This window comes from Paraburkholderia caffeinilytica (genome assembly GCF_003368325.1).
Classification (GTDB): domain Bacteria; phylum Pseudomonadota; class Gammaproteobacteria; order Burkholderiales; family Burkholderiaceae; genus Paraburkholderia; species Paraburkholderia caffeinilytica.
This window is the reverse complement of sequence record NZ_CP031467.1, coordinates 2096241-2113977: the sequence shown is the minus strand read 5'-3', so window position 1 is coordinate 2113977 and position 17737 is coordinate 2096241. Positions and strand designations below refer to the sequence as shown.

The following is a 17737-nucleotide window of genomic DNA, read 5'->3' as shown; positions in this document are numbered from 1 at the left end:
TGTCGGTTAGCCAACTTGACGCATGTGAGTCTGCCGGTATGATACGAGCCGTTCGAGGTGCTGGTTGTGATTGGTCAACACGGGTTTTCCCCGATGCCCGACGAAAGCCCGTCCAGCGAGCCTCACCGGCTTTCAGCGGCTGGACTATGGCCGATGTTTTTCCTTACCATGCCTTACCCTTGCGATTTACTTAGTCGTCTTGACTGATGAAACGAACCTTCGTCACCGTCGCCGCAGGACTTGCCGTGCTGATCGCAGCAGGGCAGGCGCGCGCCGACTGCTTTGACGAAGCAGCGAAGTATCAGAAGGTCAACCCATTGATTCTGCGCGCAATTGCGTGGCAGGAGTCGCACAATCGGCCGGACGCGCAGCATAAGAACGCCAACGGCTCGACCGACTACGGCGTGATGCAGATCAATTCGATCCATCTGCCCGTACTCGCGCAATACGGCATCTCGCAAGGCACGCTGATGGAGCCTTGCAAGAACGTCTACATAGCGGCGTGGCATCTGCGCCGCCAGATGAACAAGTATGGCAATACCTGGCAGGCGGTGGGCGCGTACCACTCCGAGACGCCGGCCCTGCGTGATAAGTATGCGATGCAAATCGCCGCGATCCTGCGCAAGTGGAATCTGATGCCGGCTGCACACTAAGTACGCACCTCCCGATCCGGCCCGTCGCGCGGCCGCTTCCCGTTTGATGCACAATGCGGCTTCGTGCTGCCGTCGGTGTTCGGCCGTCTTCCGGCCCCGGAGTCATGCGACCCCAACCCGGCACGCCTTCCAATCCTCTTGTTTTTCCGTACTGCGATGAACCAGCCGCTATTGCCCGTCACCGTGCTCTCCGGTTTTCTGGGCGCCGGCAAGACCACGCTCCTGAACCACATCCTCGCGAATCGCGCCGGTTTGCGCGTCGCCGTGATCGTCAACGATCTGGCCGCCGTCAATATCGATGCAACACTCGTGCGCGACGCTGCCGCGCTTTCGCATGTCGAGGAGCAACTCGTCGAACTGTCGAACGGCTGCATCTGCTGCACGCTGCGTGACGACTTGCTGGTCGAGATCAAGCGGCTCGCCGGCGAAAAGCGCTTCGATGCGATCCTGATCGAATCGACCGGCGTAGCCGAGCCGATGCCGATCGCCGAAACCTTCACCTTTGTCGACGACGACGGCGCGTCGCTGTCCGACGTGGCGCAGCTCGATACGATGGTGACGGTGGTCGATGCGTTCAACTTCCTGCGCGACTACGGTTCGGCCGACGCGCTCTCCGAGCGGGGCATTGCCGCGACCGAAGAAGACGACCGCACGCTGGTCGAATTGCTGATCGAGCAGATTGAATTCTGCGACGTGCTGGTGGTGAACAAGGCCGATCTGGTAAGCGCGGATGAACTCACGCGTTTGCAGCGCATCCTTGCCCGCATCAATCCGCGCGCCGTGCAGGTGGTGAGCCGTTTCGGCGAGGTGCCGCTTGCGGAAGTGCTGAACACCGGGCGCTTCGATTTCGACGAGGCGTCGAGCGCACCGGGCTGGCTCGCGTCGCTCAATCACGACCATGAGCATGACCATGAACACGGCCATGCCCATCACGGTGAAGCGGACGAATTCGGCATCGGCAATTTCATCTACCGCGCACGGCGGCCGTTTCACCCGGAGCGTCTGTGGGCGTTGCTGCATCAGGAGTGGAAGGGCGTCTTGCGCAGCAAGGGCTTCTTCTGGCTCGCAACGCGCAACGACATCGCCGGATCGCTGTCGCAGGCCGGTGGGGCTTGTCGGCATGGTCCGGCGGGAATGTGGTGGGCCGCTCAGGATCGCAGCGAATGGCCGGACGGCGATGACGAACTGGCCGCCGAAATTGCCGCCGACTGGTTCGGCGATCCGGACGATCTGAGCATCGGCGATCGCCGTCAGGAACTGGTGATGATCGGCGTCGGCATCGACCCGGCTGTCTGGAAAGCGAAGTTCGACGCATGCCTCGTGACCGACGAGGAATACGCGGCGGGGCCGCAAGCCTGGCAACAGTTCACCGATCCGTTCCCGGCATGGGACTTCGACGAAGACGAACACGATCACGACCACGAACATCATGATCACGACGGTCATGGCCACGGCGAGATCGTGCATCGCCACGACAAAGCTTGAGCAACCAGCCCGCCTGGCGCCAACTGTCTAGCCGCGACGCTCGTCGCGGCTAGACAGAAATCGCAGACGAAAAAAAACCCGCCGTCGGCGGGTGTCAACTGCCAGGCAGTAATCTGCTTAGCGCTTGTTGACCGCGTCCTTGAACGCCTTACCAGCCGTGAACTTGACGGTCTTGGCGGCCGGGATCTTGATAGTTTCGCCGGTCTTGGGGTTACGACCCGTACGTGCTGCGCGCTTGCCCGAACCGAAGCTGCCGAAGCCGATCAGCTGGACCGCGTCACCCTTCGACACAGACTTCTTGATCACTTCGAGCAACGTGTCCAGCGTCTCACCGGTTTGAGCCTTGCTGGCGCCGGTTTGTCCTGCGACGGCGTCGATCAGTTCCTGTTTGTTCATTAAGGTTCCTTTCTGAGTTTAGGTTGACACGAACAGCGCGAACGCGCCGATTATACGTGCGCGGGCCGCGCCGTCGAGCAGCTGCGGCTCCGGATCCCCTCCGGACAGTTAGCGCCGGGCAATGACTGCCCGTCGGCCGTGCTGCCGCTCCCTTCGCGGCGCTTGCTATGATAGCGCAGCGCAAACCCAATCAGGATAAGGGTTTCGAAGATTTAAGCGGTTCTAGGGCAGATATTGAGGGGAAACCCTTCCTTTTCCTCTTCCTGGACCTCAATCGAAGGCTGAAACCCAGTATGGACGGGGCTTAGCGTTGGTTTTTGCCAACGTTGCAGCGCGTCTTTTTCGCCGCCCGGCGAGCTGCGCGCGCTGGCGGTACCGTCTGACCCGCTCTTTCGAGCGTCATTTTCCGTCGCGCATGACCGATCCGCTGATCCCCGCCGTCCTCGCATTTCGTGGCAACGGCACGCCTTTTTCGCCGCGCTACAACGACATCTATCACAGCGCTGTCGGCGGTCTCGAACAGGCTGAATACGTCTTCCTCCGCGGCAACCGGCTACCGGAGCGGTGGCGGGACCGCCGCATCTTCACCGTGCTCGAAACCGGCTTCGGCATGGGAATCAACTTCCTGATGACGTGGGCCGCATGGCGCGCCGATCCGGCGCGCTGCGAACGGTTGCACTTTGTCTCGACCGAGAGGCATCCGTTTACTCAAACCGATTTGCGCAGCGTCTACGCGAAGACGATTTCGGATCCGGAGATCGCCGCGCTTGCGCAGACGCTAGCCGCTGAATGGCCGATGCTGGTTCCCGGTTCGCACCGGCTCGAATTCGAGGGCGGACGAATCACCTTGACGCTCGTGTTCGCCGATGCCGCGGACAGCTTGCCGGCATTGAGGTTGCGGGCCGACGCGTTCTATCTCGACGGCTTCGCACCTGCCCGGAACCCCGAAATGTGGACGCCCGCGATCTTCAAGGCGCTTGCTCGGCTCGCCGGCGAAGGCGCCACGTTCGCGACGTACAGCAGTGCCGGCGACATCAAACGCGCGTTGACGCAAAACGGCTTTGTGTACCAAAAAGTCGACGGCTTCGGCTGGAAACGCGCGATGCTGGTCGGCCATTTCGCGCCACGCTGGCGCGTGCGCCGTTATGAGCCGCCCGCGCCGCTTGAAGTCGACGAGCGGCACGTGATCGTGATCGGCACCGGGCTCGCCGGCTGCGCGGCGATCGAGCGGCTGACCGCCCGCGGCTGGCGCGTCACGTCGCTGGAAAGGCACGCGTCGGTGGCCCAGGACGCCTCGGGCAATCCGGCCGGCGTGTTCCATCCCATGATCTCGCGCGACGACAGTGTCGCTTCGCGCGTCACGCGTGCGGGCTTTCTCTACACGCTCAGACGCTGGGCCGCGCTCGAGCGGCTTGGCGATCGTCCGCTACGCGGCGCTCCTGGGCTGTTGCAAATCGCAGCGGACGACGACGAAGCACGCTCGATGAGCGAGGCCATCGCAGCGTTCGGTTACCCGGCGGAATATGTGACGCCCGTTTCGCTCGCCGAAGCGCAAAGGCTCGCGGGCATGCCGCTCGCGCAAAGCGGATGGCTCTTTCCCCAAGGCGGGTGGATCGACCCCGCGTCGCTTTGCGCCGTACAGTGCGCAGCCGCAGGCGGGTTGCTCGAACGCCGCTTCGGGGTCGACGTAGCGCGCCTCGAACGGTCCGGCAATCAATGGAGCGTCTTCGACGCGACGGGGCAGGCCATCGCGCGCGCGCCGGTGGTCATTGTCGCGAGCGCGCACGACGCCGCGCGGCTCGCCGGCTTGCAGCATGCGCCGACCCGCAGCATCCGCGGCCAGTTGACTTTGCTGCCGTCGGGCACCGTACCTCGGCTCGGGATGCCGGTTATTGGCGAAGGCTACGCGATTCCGCTGGCCGACGGTGTCACGCTGACCGGCGCGACCTACGAACTCGACGACCCTGACACCGCGTTGCGACCCGACGGACATCTGGAAAACCTGGCGCGCGTCGCGCAGATGCTACCGGCCTTTGAAGGCGTCATCGACCGGGGACAGGCGGCGGAGCTCGCCGGGCGCGTCGCGTTTCGCTGTGTCACAAGCGACCGGATGCCGATGATCGGCAACTTCGCCGACGAATCGGCCTCTGCCCGCGACGCCCAGCGCCTGCGTGGCGCATGGCCGCTCGATCTACCACGCGTCGACGGCTTGTATGGCGCATTCGCCTACGGTTCCCGCGGTCTGGTATGGGCGGCACTCGGAGCAGAGTTGATCGCCTCGCAGATCGAAGGCGAGCCGTGGCCGCTGGAACGGGAGTTGGCCGAGGACATCGATCCTGCTCGCTTCCTCTTGCGTGCGTTGCGTCAAGGCACGGTGAGTTAAGCCCCTTACCCCGTCAGCCTGTTAACCCGTTAACCCGTCAACCGCGCCGGTTAACCGCGCTCGGCCAACCATCGTCAGCTAAAGAAGTTATCCACCGAAACATGTGGATAACCGCGCCGTTTACCCGTGCAACTCGTGTGGAACCGTTGTGGACGTAAACGGGGTAACTTTGCCGCCGGCAAAAAACGCGAAAAGTTACCCTCGTATACCCGACGCCGCCGCACACGCTGTGCATCCTGTTATGCGAACGGCAACCCAATGAATTGATTCGGTAAACCGGGGTTATCCACAGAAAACGAGGCACTTTGTTAACTGTTACTACGTATACATACAGTAAACCTGTAAACAGAAAGGCCGTCCCCCAGATCGAGCGCGATCGTTGAGCTCGAAGCGTCGAAAGTTGGAAGAAAACGCCGCCAACTGAGTCCCAGGAAACACATCGGCAACGTCAAATCTGTACGCTATGAGAGCCCGACCCGTTTTTAAAACGGTCGCTTTTTCCTCCCCACGCGAAGATAACGTACGTTTTTACCGTTTTGACTGCATGTTCCTGTCTTTTCGGTCAAGTCAGAAAAAGCTATGGCACAATCGCCGTTCTTTTCCGCATCGTGCCTCGTCGCCGCCGGCACACGCTGTAACGGAACGGTGCCTCTCAATCAGAATCTGATTCAAAGTCGACGGCGTTCTTTCACCGTCCCGGGCCGGTTGCTGCGGCCGCCCCAGAATGCGCTGCGCCCCTCGCGGCTGCGGCTCATTCAGATCATCCGATCGTTGAAAACTCGCAACGCGGGTCACGCGAAGCGATCGCGACAGTGAGCATCTCATGCGCTCATCCGCTCGCCGGTGTTTGCGCCGGTTCGTGTTGTCTGCCGTTGCTGCCAAGGAGAACCCATCACGATGAAGTCGGCGTTTTCATTTTTTCCAGCCTGGCCGCTTACACCCGACGCCATTTTTTGGGCTGGTCTTGCATTGCTCGCCGCGGGTCTGTGCGGTGAACTGTGCTATCGCGCATGGCGTTTGCCACGCATTTCCGGGTACGCGGTCATTGGTCTGGTCGCAGGCGCAGCCGGTTTCGGCGTGATCGACGCGGAATCCGCGAGCGCCGCACGGCCGCTGCTCGACGTGGCGCTCGGTCTGTTGCTGTTCGAACTGGGTAGCCGGCTCGATCTGCGCTGGATTCGCCGCAATCCCTGGCTGATTCTGTCGAGCGTCGCCGAGGCCACGCTGACGTTCGCGCTCGTTTTGCCGGTTTTGTTGTTCCTGAACGTGCCGCTGATGGTGGCAACCGTGCTCGCCGCGATCGCCATGGCGACTTCGCCGGCGATGGTGATCCAGCTCAAAACCGAGCTGCGCGCGGAAGGCCAGGTCACCCAGCGTTTGCTGACCCTTACGGCGCTGAACAGCATGTACGCGGTGGTGATCGAAAAGCTCGTCTCGAGCTGGTTGCATCAGGAGGTTTACGGCAACGTATACGCCACGATTCTGCAGCCGCTGTATCTGCTGGTCGGCTCGCTCGTACTGGCCTATCTGCTGGCGCGCACCTGCACGTTTTTTTATCGCCGCCTGAACATGCAGGACGAGCATTCGTTCGTCGCGCTGTTCGGCCTCGTGCTGCTGGCCATCGCCGTGGCGCATGTGTTCAAGCTTTCCACCATTCTGGCGTTGCTGGCTGCGGGCATCATCGTGAAGAACCTTGAGGCGCGTCCGCAGTTGTGGCCGGAACATTTCGGTACGGCCGGCTGGTTGCTGACCGTGATTCTGTTCGTGCTCACGCTGACTTCGTTCGAATGGAAAGACATTGCGCTCGGCGGTGTCGCGGCGCTGGGTCTGATTGTTGCGCGTCTGGCTGCGAAACTGGTGGGCGTGATGGCCTTTGCCAAGCCGAGTGGCTTGAACTGGAAGCAGGGCATGGCCCTGGGTTTGTCCTTATCGCCCATGTCGGCACTCGCATACCTGCTCGTCGACGATACGTACAACCTTTATCCGAATTTCGATCCGCAACTGCGAGCGATCGTGATGTGTTCGATTTTCGTGCTGCAGATTCTCGGGCCGTGGCTCGTGTATCGCAGCCTGGCGCTGGTGGCTGAACGGCGCGAAGAGTAAGCGCGCGGTAAGCGCACGCCGCTGCCCGATGCCTGATCCTTGACGCGCCTGATTTGCGTGCTTTTTCCAGCTTATTCGATTCAAAAACGGCCGGCGTGTGACACAGACATGTGACACACGCCGGCCGACCTGACTCAGGGGACGCCATGTCACTCGAACCCTTCATCGATTCGAAACCGTTCACTTTCGGTGTCGAACTCGAAATGCAGATCGTCAATACGCATAACTATGACCTGACCAAAGCCGGCTCGGATCTGCTGCGCCTCATCAAGGACGAAAAAATCCCCGGCAACATCACGCCGGAGATCACCGAAAGCATGATCGAGCTGTCGACCGGTATCTGTACGACGCATGAACAGGCCGTCACCGATTTGCGCAAGATTCGCGACACACTGGTGTCCGCGGCCGACCGCTTGAACGTCGGCTTGTGCGGCGGCGGCACGCACGCATTCCAGCAATGGAGCGAAAGGCAAATCGTCGACACGCCGCGCTTTCAGTATCTTTCCGAGTTATACGGTTATCTCGCCAAGCAGTTCACGGTGTTCGGCCAGCACGTGCACATCGGCTGTCCGGATCCGAACAGCGCGCTGTATCTGCTGCATTCGATGTCGCGCTTCATTCCGCATTTCATCGCGTTGTCCGCTTCGTCGCCGTTCGTGCAAGGTGTCGACACCGGTTTTCATTCGGCACGACTGAATTCCGTGTTCGCGTTCCCGCTGTCCGGCCGCGCGCCGTTCGTGCTGACGTGGGACAGTTTCGAGGAATATTTCTCGAAGATGGTCCACACGGGCGTGGTCAACAGCATGAAGGATTTTTACTGGGACATCCGGCCGAAGCCCGGTTTCGGCACGATCGAAGTACGGGTGATGGATACGCCGTTTTCAGTGGATCGCGCTGCGGCGATTGCCTGCTACATCCAGACCCTTGCCCGGCATCTGCTGCTCGACAAGCCGATCGCGCCGAAGGAAGACGATTACCTCGTCTATACGTTTAACCGCTTCGAAGCCTGCCGTTTCGGTCTGGCGGGCAACTGCATCAATCCGCAAACGAGCGAACGCAAGACGATTTCCGAAGACATCCTCGAAACGCTGGATCTGATTGCACCGCACGCCGAAGCATTGGGTTCGGGCAACGCGCTCGCCGAAATCGGTGCGATCGCGCGTGGTCAGGTCAATGACGCGACATGGCTGCGCGGCGTCTTTGAGCAGGAAAAGTCCTTGCACGAAGCCGTCAGGCAGCAGTGCCTGCAGTGGCGAGCCTAGCGAGAGACAGGATTGCTTACGTTAAACCGTCAGGAAGACCCGCTTCGTGCGGGTTTTTTTTCGTAAATAAATTTCCAGCTCGGGGGGCTTCAGGTTTTTCAAAAATTTACGTATACAAAAGTAGTAGTAGTTAACAAGCATTGCATCTGCCTGTGGACAACTGAATAATTCCCTGAAAAGTCAATGCGCTACGTAAACCATAACTGGGCTGATCCGAGGCGCATCGGTGCCGGTAAACGAGGACAACTTTGGTAAGGACTGAGGTGGCAAGTCGCTTATCAAGAATCGACACACACGCCATCCCCGGTGTTTTCCCATGGTTATCCACAGCTTGCGTTGGATAACTTAGCTGTACGATTGGCCGGTCTCGCATAGAATGTCGTTTCCGTCGCCTTTGGCTTGCAAGGCGGTAAATTTTTGAGATAGTAGAAACCGTCTCGCCTGCTTTTGGGCGAGGCTACCCCACACAGGCTACGAGCGTGTTCGGCAACAGTTTGCCGGCATCGCACGCAAGCTTTAATAAACCAAACGAAGACTATGAGCGAAGGCGTATACGGAGAACAGGCAACCGGGCGAGTGACCCACAGCCTATTGCGATTGAGCACGGCCATGCGGAGCCAGGCTTGGGAATGGGCGGAAGGCGCAGGCCTTACGCCGACCCAGGGCGAAATCCTGGTCTTGCTGATGCAACGCAAGGGCCCAATGCGTCTTGGCGAAATTGCCCGCGAAACGGCCCTGACTGCCGCGACCACGAGCGATGCCGTGAGCACGCTCGAAACCAAAGGCCTGGTCGAAAAGCGCCGCGCCCTTGACGACGGCCGCGCCCTCGCGGTTCGTCTGACGGCGCGGGGCCGCACCGCCGCGAAGCGCGCTGCGCAATGGCCGGACTTCCTGGCCAAAGCAGTCGGCACGCTGCGCGAAGAAGAGCAGACGCTGTTCTATCGCACGTTGCTCAAGACCATCCACCAGTTGGAAGCGCAAGGCACCATTCCGTCGCACCGCATGTGCCTGAGCTGCTCGCACTTCGAGCCGAGCAAGAATCCGAAGAAGGCGCCGCATCACTGCGCGCTGCTCGACATGAAGATGTCGGATACGGATCTGCGTCTCGATTGCTCGGTGTACGAAGTGGCCGACGTCGCTACCCAAAAGAAGACCTGGAAGATCTTCGCCCAATAAGGCGGCTTTTCCTGGGACAATCCGCTACACTGCCAAGCCGTGTACCGGCGGGCGGCGATCGCCGTCTGCCGGCCGTTTTGCGCGGTGTAGCGGCAAGTCTTTAGGCAACCTGAAGGTGGGACAGGCTGATGAATCGCGAAGTTCTGGCCATTCGCCACGTGCACTTCGAGGATCTGGGCAGTTTTGAACTGGAGCTCGGCGAGCGGGGGCGTCCAGTGCGCTATCTCGATGTCGGCTTTGCCCGTATCGAAGCGCCGGACCCGGTTGCCGCATCGCTCATGGTCGTACTCGGCGGGCCGATCAGCGCAACCGACGACGCGCTTTACCCGACGCTCGTCCCGTTGCTGTCCATGATTGAAAAACGCATTGCCGCCGGTTTGCCGACGCTCGGCATCTGCCTCGGCGCGCAATTGATTGCGCGTGCGCTCGGTGCGCGCGTCTATCCCGCGGGCCATACCGAACTCGGCTGGACGCCCCTTACGCTCACCGACGCAGGTCGCGCTTCGCCGGTACATCATCTGGACGGCGCGCACACGTCGATGCTGCATTGGCACGGCGACACCTTCGATCTGCCCGACAACGCCACGCGTCTCGCTTCGACGCCTGCCTGCGAAAACCAGGCGTTCGCCTGGGGCGGTCACGTGCTCGGTTTGCAATGTCATCCGGAGATTCGCGCTGACCGGTTCGAGCCCTGGTTGATCGGCAACGCCGGTGAGATCGCCGGCCACGGTATCGATGCACGTCAGTTGCGCGCGGAGACTGCGCAGTTCGGTCCGGCGCTGGAAGTCGCCGCGCGCCGGATGTTCGGCGAGTGGCTCGATCAGGTCGAGCTGAAACCCTGATCCGCGGGCGCCTGCAGACAATCACTCGCGGTGCTATGCTCGATCGCTCTCGGGTTTCTACTGGGCGTAATCCATGAGCGCGCTTTTTTCCCCGCTCACGCTGCGTAGCGTGACGCTTCCCAATCGTATCGTCGTCTCCCCGATGTGCCAGTATTCCGCCGAACGTGGCGAGGCGACGGCATGGCACATGATCCATCTCGGAAGCATGGGGTTATCCGGCGCCGGCATGCTGTGCATCGAGGCAACTTCCGTCGAACCGGATGGCCGCATTACGCCCGGCGATCTCGGACTGTGGGACGACGTGACCGAAGCCGCGCTGAAGCCGGTTCTGGCTGCGATCCGCAAGCATTCGTCTATTCGCGTCGCCATGCAGTTGTCACATGCAGGGCGCAAGGCGTCGAGTCACGTGCCTTGGGAAGGCGGGCAACTGATTCCGGTGTCGCAAGGCGGCTGGCTGCCGCATGCACCGTCGGCGTTGCCGCACAAAGCGGGTGAAGAGCCGCCGCTCGCGCTCGACATACCCGCACTGAACCGGATTCGCGAAGCGTTCGCGGCCTCCGCGCGCCGCGCCGCGCGTCTCGGCGTCGACGCCCTGGAAGTGCACGCGGCGCACGGTTATCTGCTGCATCAGTTCCTGTCGCCGATCGCCAATCAGCGCAGCGACGACTACGGCGGTTCGCTGGAAAACCGCATGCGCTTTCCGCTCGAGATATTTGACATCGTGCGCGCCGCGTTTCCCGCCGATAAACCGGTTGGCGTGCGTGTTTCGGCAACCGACTGGGTTGAAGGCGGCTGGACGCTCGAGGACACCATCGCGTTCGCACAGGAGTTGAAAAAACGCGGCTGCGACTGGATTGACGTGTCGTCCGGTGGTGTCTCGCCTTTGCAGAAGATTCCGCTTGAGCCGGGCTATCAGATTCCTTTCGCGAGGGCCGTCAAACAGGCCACCGGCCTGACTACCATCGGCGTGGGCCTGATTACCGATCCGCTGCACGCCGAACAACTCATCGAAGAAGGCGACGCCGATCTGATCGCGCTGGCTCGCGCGCTGCTGTACAACCCGCGTTGGCCGTGGCATGCCGCGGCGCAACTCGGCGCGACGGTCGAAGCGCCGCCGCAGTACTGGCGTTCGCAACCGCGTGAGCAAAAAGCGCTGTTCGGCGAGATTTCTTTTGGGCAACGGTGAACCCGCTAACGCGCCGTGCGCGCGCACGTCTTATTGACGGTTGAACGAAGCCGTGGTGAGCGTGTAGGATGCCGGATGTGGCGCATGAGCGTCGCAGGTCGACGCGGCGCTCGCAAGGCGCCGCGTTTGCTATCCGCGTCGGAAAAAGCAGCGCGTCAGACGCGGGCATTTTCGGCGGCTGCCGGATCTTCACCCCTAGTTCTTCACAAGGATTCATTCAATGAGTTCACGCAGGATCGCCGTGCGCCGTTCGGGTGTGCACGGCAAAGGCGTGTTTGCCATCGAGCCGATTGCGGCCGGCGAACGGCTGATCGAATACAAGGGTGAGCGGATCTCCTGGAAAGAAGCGTTACGCCGTCATCCGCATAATCCGGACGAACCGAATCACACGTTCTATTTCGCACTCGACAGTGGCAAGGTGATCGACGGCAAAGTGCATGGCAACAGCGCGCGCTGGATCAACCATTCATGCTCGCCGAACTGCGAAGCCGAAGAGATCGACGGCCACGTGTACGTGCACGCGCTGCGCGACATCGCCGAGGGTGAGGAGGTCTTTTACGACTACGGCCTCGTCATCGACGCGCGCCAGACCAAGAAGCTCAAGAAGGAATACGAATGCCGCTGCGGCGCGCGCAAGTGCCGCGGCACGATGCTGGCGCCGGCGGAGAAAGAGAAGGGCGCTTCCGGGTCCGGCAAGACGGTGAAGAAGGCCAGGACGTCCGCGAAAAAAGCGAAGAAGAAATGAAATGCGGGCTGCCTGAGTCAGACATGAGTGAACTCAAGGCAGCCCGTGGCAGTGGCATGAACCCCTGCAGAGTCACATATCGATCGGCGCCGAGTGCGCCGATTTTTTTGCCGGACGCCGCACGTCGGCATCGGCGTCGCGCTGAACGCTGGCCGGTATCAGCGGAATACGCACGATAAAACGCGCACCGCCATCCGGCGCATCTTCGTAATGCACGCTGCCGCGATGCAGCACCATGATGTCGTGCACGATCGCGAGACCGAGGCCGGCACCGCTATCCACGCCGGCTTCGCTCTGACCGTCGCCGCGGAAGAACCGTTTGAACAGATCGGCTTGCTGAGTGAGTGGCACGCCCGGCCCGTTATCTTCGACGACGATCTCGGCCATGCGCAGATCGTCGATCACGGTTTGCGACACCGTCACGGTGATGCGGCCGCCGTCGAAGCGCGAAGGCGGCACGTACTTGAGCGCGTTATCCAGCAGATTGGCGATTACTTCGTGCAGCAGCACGGGATTGCCGCGCGCCATCAGCGGCTGATCGTTGCCCGGATCGTCGAGGCGCTGGAAGCCGAGGTCGACGTGGAAAGTCAACGCGCGCGGCACCCATTCCGCACCCGTATCGAACGCCAGGGCGGCCATATCCACGTTGACGAAACGTGCAGCCTGCTCGCCCGGCTCCGCACGCGCCAGCGAAAGCAACTGGTTCGACAGCCGCACGGCGCGGTCAGCCGCCGCGCGCAATTCACGGACCGCGGCGAGCGTCTGCTGCGGGTCACGCGCGACCGCCGCCTGTTCCGCATGCAGCTTGACGGCGGTGAGCGGTGTGCGCAGCTGATGCGCGGCGTCGGCGATAAATTTGCGCTGGCCGTCGAGGGCGGTTTTCAGACGGTCGAGCAGCGCGTTCAACGCGCCGGTGAGCGGCCGGATCTCAACCGGAACATAGGTTTCGTCCACTGGTTCGAGCGACGTGTGGGTTTGCCGGTTCAGCGAGTCCGCGAGATCGGTCAGCGGATTGAGCTGCTGATTGACGACGCGCCACACGATCACCCAGCCCGCCAGCAGCAGCAATAGCAGCGGCATCATGATCGCAACCAGAAACTCGGCAGCGATGCGAAAACGGTGATGTACCGGCTGACCGACTTCGACGACGATCGGATTGCCGATGGGCTGATCGACGCGGACCTGCGCCACGCGTACCGTCACACCGTTGTGCTGCGTTTCGAATACGTACGCGTAGTGCATGCGGCGCACGCTGGTGCCTTGCAGCGGCAGATTGTGGTCGCCGGCAATTTCGGTTTCGCCGTTGCTGATCCGATAGACGAGTTGTTCGATCGGGTCGGAGAACATGGCCTGCGCGAGCGGCGGCACCGTCACCTTGGCGTCGGGGCCGGCAATCTGGATCTGTTTGGAGATCGCGGTGGCGAGGTCGGCGAGCGACCGGTCGACCACATGCTGCGTGTATTGCCACGCCAGCCAGTAGGCGATCAGGCCGCTCATCAGCGCGAGCAGCGAAAGGGGAGCAGCAAGGCGCCGCAGCAGCGTGCGGCGCAGACTATTGGCGGCCGGCTGGGGCATGATCGAACGCGTGGAAAAGAGGCAACGGCGTGAATCACCGCGGCACCGTGAAAATTCGCCGGATGCCGGCGAATTGCGCACCGGGTGCGCGGCGCCGGCCCGGCGCTGTCAGGCCGCAATACGGATTGCGGCCCTTGCGACGATTATGCGGCCTGGCGGATTTCCTGCAACAGGTAACCGAAGCCACGCACCGTGACGATTTCGACACGGCAGTTTTCGAGCTTTTTGCGCACCCGGTGCACGTAGACTTCGATCGCGGTATCGCCGAGATCGCCGCCGAAGTGCGTCAGATGGTCTTGCAGCTGAGCCTTGCTGACCACGCGGCCGTGGCGCAGCAGCAGCATTTCGAGCACCGCGAATTCACGCGGCGACAGTTCGAGCGGCTTGTCGTCGTTGAAAATGCGGCGATCGACGCCCGACAGACGCACACCGCCCAGCGAGACTTCCGGACGCGGCATGTCGCCATGCGGGCCGCTGCGGCGCATCACGGCGCGGATGCGCGCTTCGAGTTCGGTGGGTTCGAACGGCTTCAGCATGTAGTCGTCCGCGCCGGAATTCAGGCCTTGCACGCGGTCGTTCAACTCGTCACGCGCGGTGAGGATGATCACCGGTGTGTGACGATTGCTCTGACGGAAGCGCGCGAGCAGCGTCATGCCATCGATACCGGGCAGGCCCAGATCGAGGATCACCAGTTCATGGCGGTTTTGGGTGAGGGCCTGTTCGGCGAAAATGCCGTCATGGACCATGTCGACGGTGAAGCCGGCTTGTTCGAGACTACTTTGGATGCCGCGTGCGATGGGGCGGTCATCTTCGATCAGAAGGAGTCGCATGGATTTCGCTCAAGTACAATGGTTTTAGGCGTTTGGGCAAGCGGTTCGCCGGAGCGCCTGCTGCACAGGCAGCGTGCCGCGTGGCCGTGCCGGACTGGCACCAGGCGGCCACGAGACAGCTATCGAGCAGCCATGAAGTAGCTATCAGGCAGCCACCGAGCGATCACGAAGTCATGTCCGAGATAACGATTCACGAACTGGAAGCCGCGATCAACTTCTGGCGCGCCCGCTCACCTTCGAGCGGCGACGAACTCGTTCTGTGCAAGGAGGCAAGCGCGCTCTCCAAGCCGTATGCGCTGATGATTGTACAGCGTCAGCAGACGCTATCGCCGGATCGTTTAGACGGGTTTGCCAAGCAAGCTTGGGATTCTTACGTGCGCCTTAATAATAGCCTGTAGAACTGAAGGTTTGGGCGCCGGATTGCCTGCAATGCCCTTTCACTCCCGTCAAATCGTTCGGTGCACGGTGTATCAAGGCACCTGATCGCTCGTATTACGCAGTAATACTGTCGATAAATCGGGCCAATTTAATGTCCCGCTCGGTCAAGCCATTGGCCTCGTGCGTCGACAGGGTGATCTCCACCTTGTTGTACACGTTGAACCATTCCGGATGGTGATCCATCTCCTGCGCCTTGATCGCCACGCGCGTCATGAAGCCGAAGGCTTCGTTGAAGTCGGCGAACCTGAAATGGCGCTGAATCGCGTCCCGGCCCGCCACGGCTTGCCAGCCGCGCAGTTCGGCCACCTGCGTGGCGCGTTCTTCGGAAGTCAGTTTGTTGATCATGGTGCTACCTCATTGATCTGAACAGGCGCGCCGGCAGGCGTGCGTATCCGCTATTTTTTCACGGATGCCGTCAGCCTGCTGCCGGCCTGCTCGGCCGGTGTTGTCAGATATCGCCGTCGGCCTGCCAGCCTTCCTGCGAGCCGCGCGTGATGACACGATCGCACTCGAGCACGTCGCCTGCCGCGAATGCCGGCTTTGTGGCCAGCCTGGCCAGCAGCGGCGCGAAGTCGGTTTGCGCGACGCCGAACAATTGCGCGAAGTCATCGATCACGAAGTAGGTTTTCTGGAACGTGTCGATGCGGTAGCGCGTGCGCATCACCCGTTCGAGGTCGAAACCGAGCCGGTTCGGCGCCGCGCTTTGCTGGCTGTAGAGCGTCTCGCCTTTGCTCGACACGATGCCCGCGCCGTAGATCTTCACGCCATTCGGACTCGCCGCATCGCGGATCAGGCCGAACTCGACGGTGTACCAGTAGAGCCGCGCGAGCAGCGGCAGGGCGCCGGCATCATTGGCGGCAAGCGCCGCGCGGCCGTACGCGTGCATATAGTCCGCAAACACCGGATTGATCAGCAGCGGCACGTGGCCGAACAGATCGTGAAAACAGTCTGGTTCCTGCAGATAATCGAGCTGGTCGGGGCGGCGCATCCACCACGTCACCGGAAAGCGGCGGTTCGCGAGATGCTCGAAGAACACCTGGTCGGGTACGAGTCCGGGCACGGCGACGATTTGCCAGCCCGTCGCAGGCGTCAGCTTTGCGTTGATTTCATCGAAGGAGGGCACGCGGTCGGACGGCATGCCGATACAGTCGACGCCTGCCAGAAACTCATCGCACACTCGGCCCTTGAGTAGCGCGGTCTGGCGCGCATAAAGCTGCTGCCATACGGCGTGATCGACTGCGCCATAGCGTTCGGTTGGCTGGTCGATGGTGAAGTCGGCGCGGGTTTCGAGGCCGGCGTCGAATTGCTCTTTGAGTTTGGCGGTGTTGGCGGTGGACATGATGCTGCGCGCTCTACGGTGACTGCGGGTTGAAACGGTGATGCAAGTGTAGAGCGGCAGGCACGCGGGAAGGGCGCAATGATGGCGTTATGGCGTATCAATATGCAATAATCGTGCATTAATTATATGTTTGATGCGGATATCGATCATGCTAGAACTCGATCACTTCGATCTTGCGCTGCTGGACGTCCTCCAGCGCTTCGGCCGGGCCACCCATCAGCAACTGGCAGAGCAGGTGCCGCTGTCGCCGTCGCAGATTGGACGGCGCTTGCAGCGTCTGGAACAGGTGGGCGTGGTGGACGGCTATCGCGTCGTGCTGCGCCCGGAAAAACTCGGGCTCGGCGTGACGGCTTTTACGAGTCTGAAGTTGAAGCATCACGGCGACTCGATCATCGAGCAGTTCCAGCAACAGATCGAGGTGCTACCGGAAGTACTGGAATGTCACGCGGTGGTCGGCGACGCCGACTATCTGCTGCGCATCGTCGCGCCCGATCTGAACTATCTCTCGACGTTCGTGATGAAGAAGTTGATGCGCGTACCGGGTGTCGACAGCGTGCGCTCCAATATCGTGTTGACCACATTCAAGCGCAATGGGCCGTTGCCGCTCGGCCACCTGTCGCCGGGGACGGCTGCCGCTTGATGTGGGCGGCCCGGCCTTTCTCGTGTTGAGGCCCTTCGGGCCGTGGTTCCGGGATTGACGCCGCCACGACCCTTGATGCCTAAGTTTTACGCAGCCTGCCTCGGTTCAGTGTCCGGGCTCAACAAGTCGACATAAGCCACCGCCACCAGATCCGATTCCGGCACGCCGAGGGTCTGGAACATCGCGTGCGCTTCGGCGTGGCCGCCTTCTTCGTCGTCGTCCTGAGCCAGCACCACTTCGAGTTCGACGAAGTCGCCGAGACCATCGACGCGGTCCAGATGGATCCGCGTACGGCCCGTCAGATACACGTGACGTTCCTTCGTGACAATGCCGCGCGTGGTCAGCGCCGTGGCGAGCAGCGCGTGCATCGCTTCAGGGTTGGTCACGGGGCTGCGCGTGTAATACGACGCCTTCGGGCCATCGCGGTCGTCGCGCTGATAGAAGATCAGTTCGGCTGGCGTGCCGTCGTCGAACTGACGCAGCTTCAGGCGGCCGCGCGGCACATCGTAGAAAAAATCCTGCTGGCGGAAGATCAACGGTGCGTCCGGCGCAAGCTTCGCGGCGCGTTCGCGTAGTTGCTCGAAATGCTGGGCGCGGGCTTTGATTTCAATGTTGCGTGCCATGTCAGGCTCCTGTCGAAGGATGGCGTGGTCAGCAGCTTCCGGTGTTGCCGGGGCGAAGCTG

General features: G+C 61.6%; 17 protein-coding genes. 11 read left to right on the top strand and 6 right to left on the bottom strand.

The genetic code is table 11. From position 1 onward, the window contains the following. The first annotated feature begins 206 nt into the window (after positions 1 to 206). Together DSC91_RS25735 and DSC91_RS25725 are read left to right on the top strand one after the other, a co-directional pair. Positions 207 to 653, top strand: coding sequence for a lytic transglycosylase domain-containing protein (locus DSC91_RS25735; protein WP_115781445.1), 447 nt, complete (start codon positions 207 to 209; stop codon positions 651 to 653). Between the two features lie 156 nt (positions 654 to 809). After that, positions 810 to 2138: a GTP-binding protein gene (locus DSC91_RS25725; RefSeq protein WP_115781444.1), complete on the top strand. Its 1329-nt coding sequence runs from the start codon at positions 810 to 812 to the stop codon at positions 2136 to 2138. Positions 2139 to 2255: 117 nt separating this feature from the next. Here DSC91_RS25725 and DSC91_RS25720 read toward each other — a convergent pair whose 3' ends face one another. Then, positions 2256 to 2534, bottom strand: a complete 279-nt coding sequence (locus DSC91_RS25720) for an HU family DNA-binding protein (protein ID WP_006050811.1) — start codon at positions 2532 to 2534, stop codon at positions 2256 to 2258. Between the two features lie 415 nt (positions 2535 to 2949). Here DSC91_RS25720 and mnmC point away from each other — a divergent pair, with 415 nt between their 5' ends. The 7 genes from mnmC (at position 2950) to DSC91_RS25685 (ending at position 12231) form a co-directional block, all read left to right on the top strand. Continuing rightward, on the top strand, positions 2950 to 4917 hold the full coding sequence (gene mnmC / locus DSC91_RS25715) for a bifunctional tRNA (5-methylaminomethyl-2-thiouridine)(34)-methyltransferase MnmC2/FAD-dependent 5-carboxymethylaminomethyl-2-thiouridine(34) oxidoreductase MnmC1 (protein WP_115783503.1): 1968 nt from the start codon (positions 2950 to 2952) through the stop codon (positions 4915 to 4917). Positions 4918 to 5814: 897 nt separating this feature from the next. Continuing rightward, a complete protein-coding gene (locus DSC91_RS25710) occupies positions 5815 to 7020 on the top strand; it encodes a cation:proton antiporter (protein WP_115781443.1) in 1206 nt (401 codons plus the stop codon). A gap of 146 nt (positions 7021 to 7166) precedes the next feature. Beyond that, the gene (locus DSC91_RS25705) at positions 7167 to 8282 is read left to right on the top strand and encodes a YbdK family carboxylate-amine ligase (protein WP_115781442.1); all 1116 of its coding nucleotides are present in this window, start codon (positions 7167 to 7169) and stop codon (positions 8280 to 8282) included. A 537-nt stretch (positions 8283 to 8819) separates the two neighbouring features. Beyond that, on the top strand, positions 8820 to 9458 hold the full coding sequence (locus DSC91_RS25700; RefSeq protein ID WP_115781441.1) for a MarR family winged helix-turn-helix transcriptional regulator: 639 nt from the start codon (positions 8820 to 8822) through the stop codon (positions 9456 to 9458). 128 nt (positions 9459 to 9586) lie between these two features. Continuing rightward, positions 9587 to 10300: a glutamine amidotransferase gene (locus tag DSC91_RS25695; protein WP_115781440.1), complete on the top strand. Its 714-nt coding sequence runs from the start codon at positions 9587 to 9589 to the stop codon at positions 10298 to 10300. Between the two features lie 73 nt (positions 10301 to 10373). After that, positions 10374 to 11486 (top strand): NADH:flavin oxidoreductase/NADH oxidase, encoded by a 1113-nt coding sequence (locus DSC91_RS25690; RefSeq protein WP_115781439.1) that lies wholly within the window; start codon positions 10374 to 10376, stop codon positions 11484 to 11486. Positions 11487 to 11706: 220 nt separating this feature from the next. Further along, positions 11707 to 12231, top strand: coding sequence for an SET domain-containing protein (locus tag DSC91_RS25685; RefSeq protein ID WP_115781438.1), 525 nt, complete (start codon positions 11707 to 11709; stop codon positions 12229 to 12231). 72 nt (positions 12232 to 12303) lie between these two features. On the opposite strand, the gene DSC91_RS25680 is transcribed toward DSC91_RS25685, so the two are convergent. Further along, positions 12304 to 13806, bottom strand: coding sequence for a sensor histidine kinase (locus DSC91_RS25680; RefSeq protein ID WP_115781437.1), 1503 nt, complete (start codon positions 13804 to 13806; stop codon positions 12304 to 12306). A gap of 143 nt (positions 13807 to 13949) precedes the next feature. Next, entirely contained in the window at positions 13950 to 14636 is a 687-nt protein-coding gene (locus tag DSC91_RS25675; protein ID WP_028197606.1) for a response regulator transcription factor, read from the bottom strand. A 173-nt stretch (positions 14637 to 14809) separates the two neighbouring features. On the opposite strand from DSC91_RS25675, the gene DSC91_RS25670 reads away from it, so the two are divergent. After that, positions 14810 to 15034, top strand: a complete 225-nt coding sequence (locus DSC91_RS25670) for a DUF3717 domain-containing protein (RefSeq protein ID WP_115781436.1) — start codon at positions 14810 to 14812, stop codon at positions 15032 to 15034. Between the two features lie 94 nt (positions 15035 to 15128). Here the strand turns inward: DSC91_RS25670 and DSC91_RS25665 are convergent, their stop codons facing one another. Both DSC91_RS25665 and phhA read right to left on the bottom strand, forming a co-directional pair. Continuing rightward, entirely contained in the window at positions 15129 to 15419 is a 291-nt protein-coding gene (locus tag DSC91_RS25665; RefSeq protein WP_115781435.1) for a 4a-hydroxytetrahydrobiopterin dehydratase, read from the bottom strand. Between the two features lie 103 nt (positions 15420 to 15522). Beyond that, complete coding sequence (gene phhA / locus DSC91_RS25660) at positions 15523 to 16413, bottom strand: phenylalanine 4-monooxygenase (RefSeq protein WP_217482053.1); 891 nt, start codon at positions 16411 to 16413, stop codon at positions 15523 to 15525. A gap of 148 nt (positions 16414 to 16561) precedes the next feature. Between phhA and DSC91_RS25655 the strand changes: the two genes are divergently transcribed. After that, the gene (locus tag DSC91_RS25655; RefSeq protein WP_115781433.1) at positions 16562 to 17053 is read left to right on the top strand and encodes an Lrp/AsnC family transcriptional regulator; all 492 of its coding nucleotides are present in this window, start codon (positions 16562 to 16564) and stop codon (positions 17051 to 17053) included. Between the two features lie 86 nt (positions 17054 to 17139). Here the strand turns inward: DSC91_RS25655 and DSC91_RS25650 are convergent, their stop codons facing one another. After that, a complete protein-coding gene (locus tag DSC91_RS25650; RefSeq protein ID WP_115781432.1) occupies positions 17140 to 17676 on the bottom strand; it encodes a class IV adenylate cyclase in 537 nt (178 codons plus the stop codon). Positions 17677 to 17737: the final 61 nt, after the last annotated feature.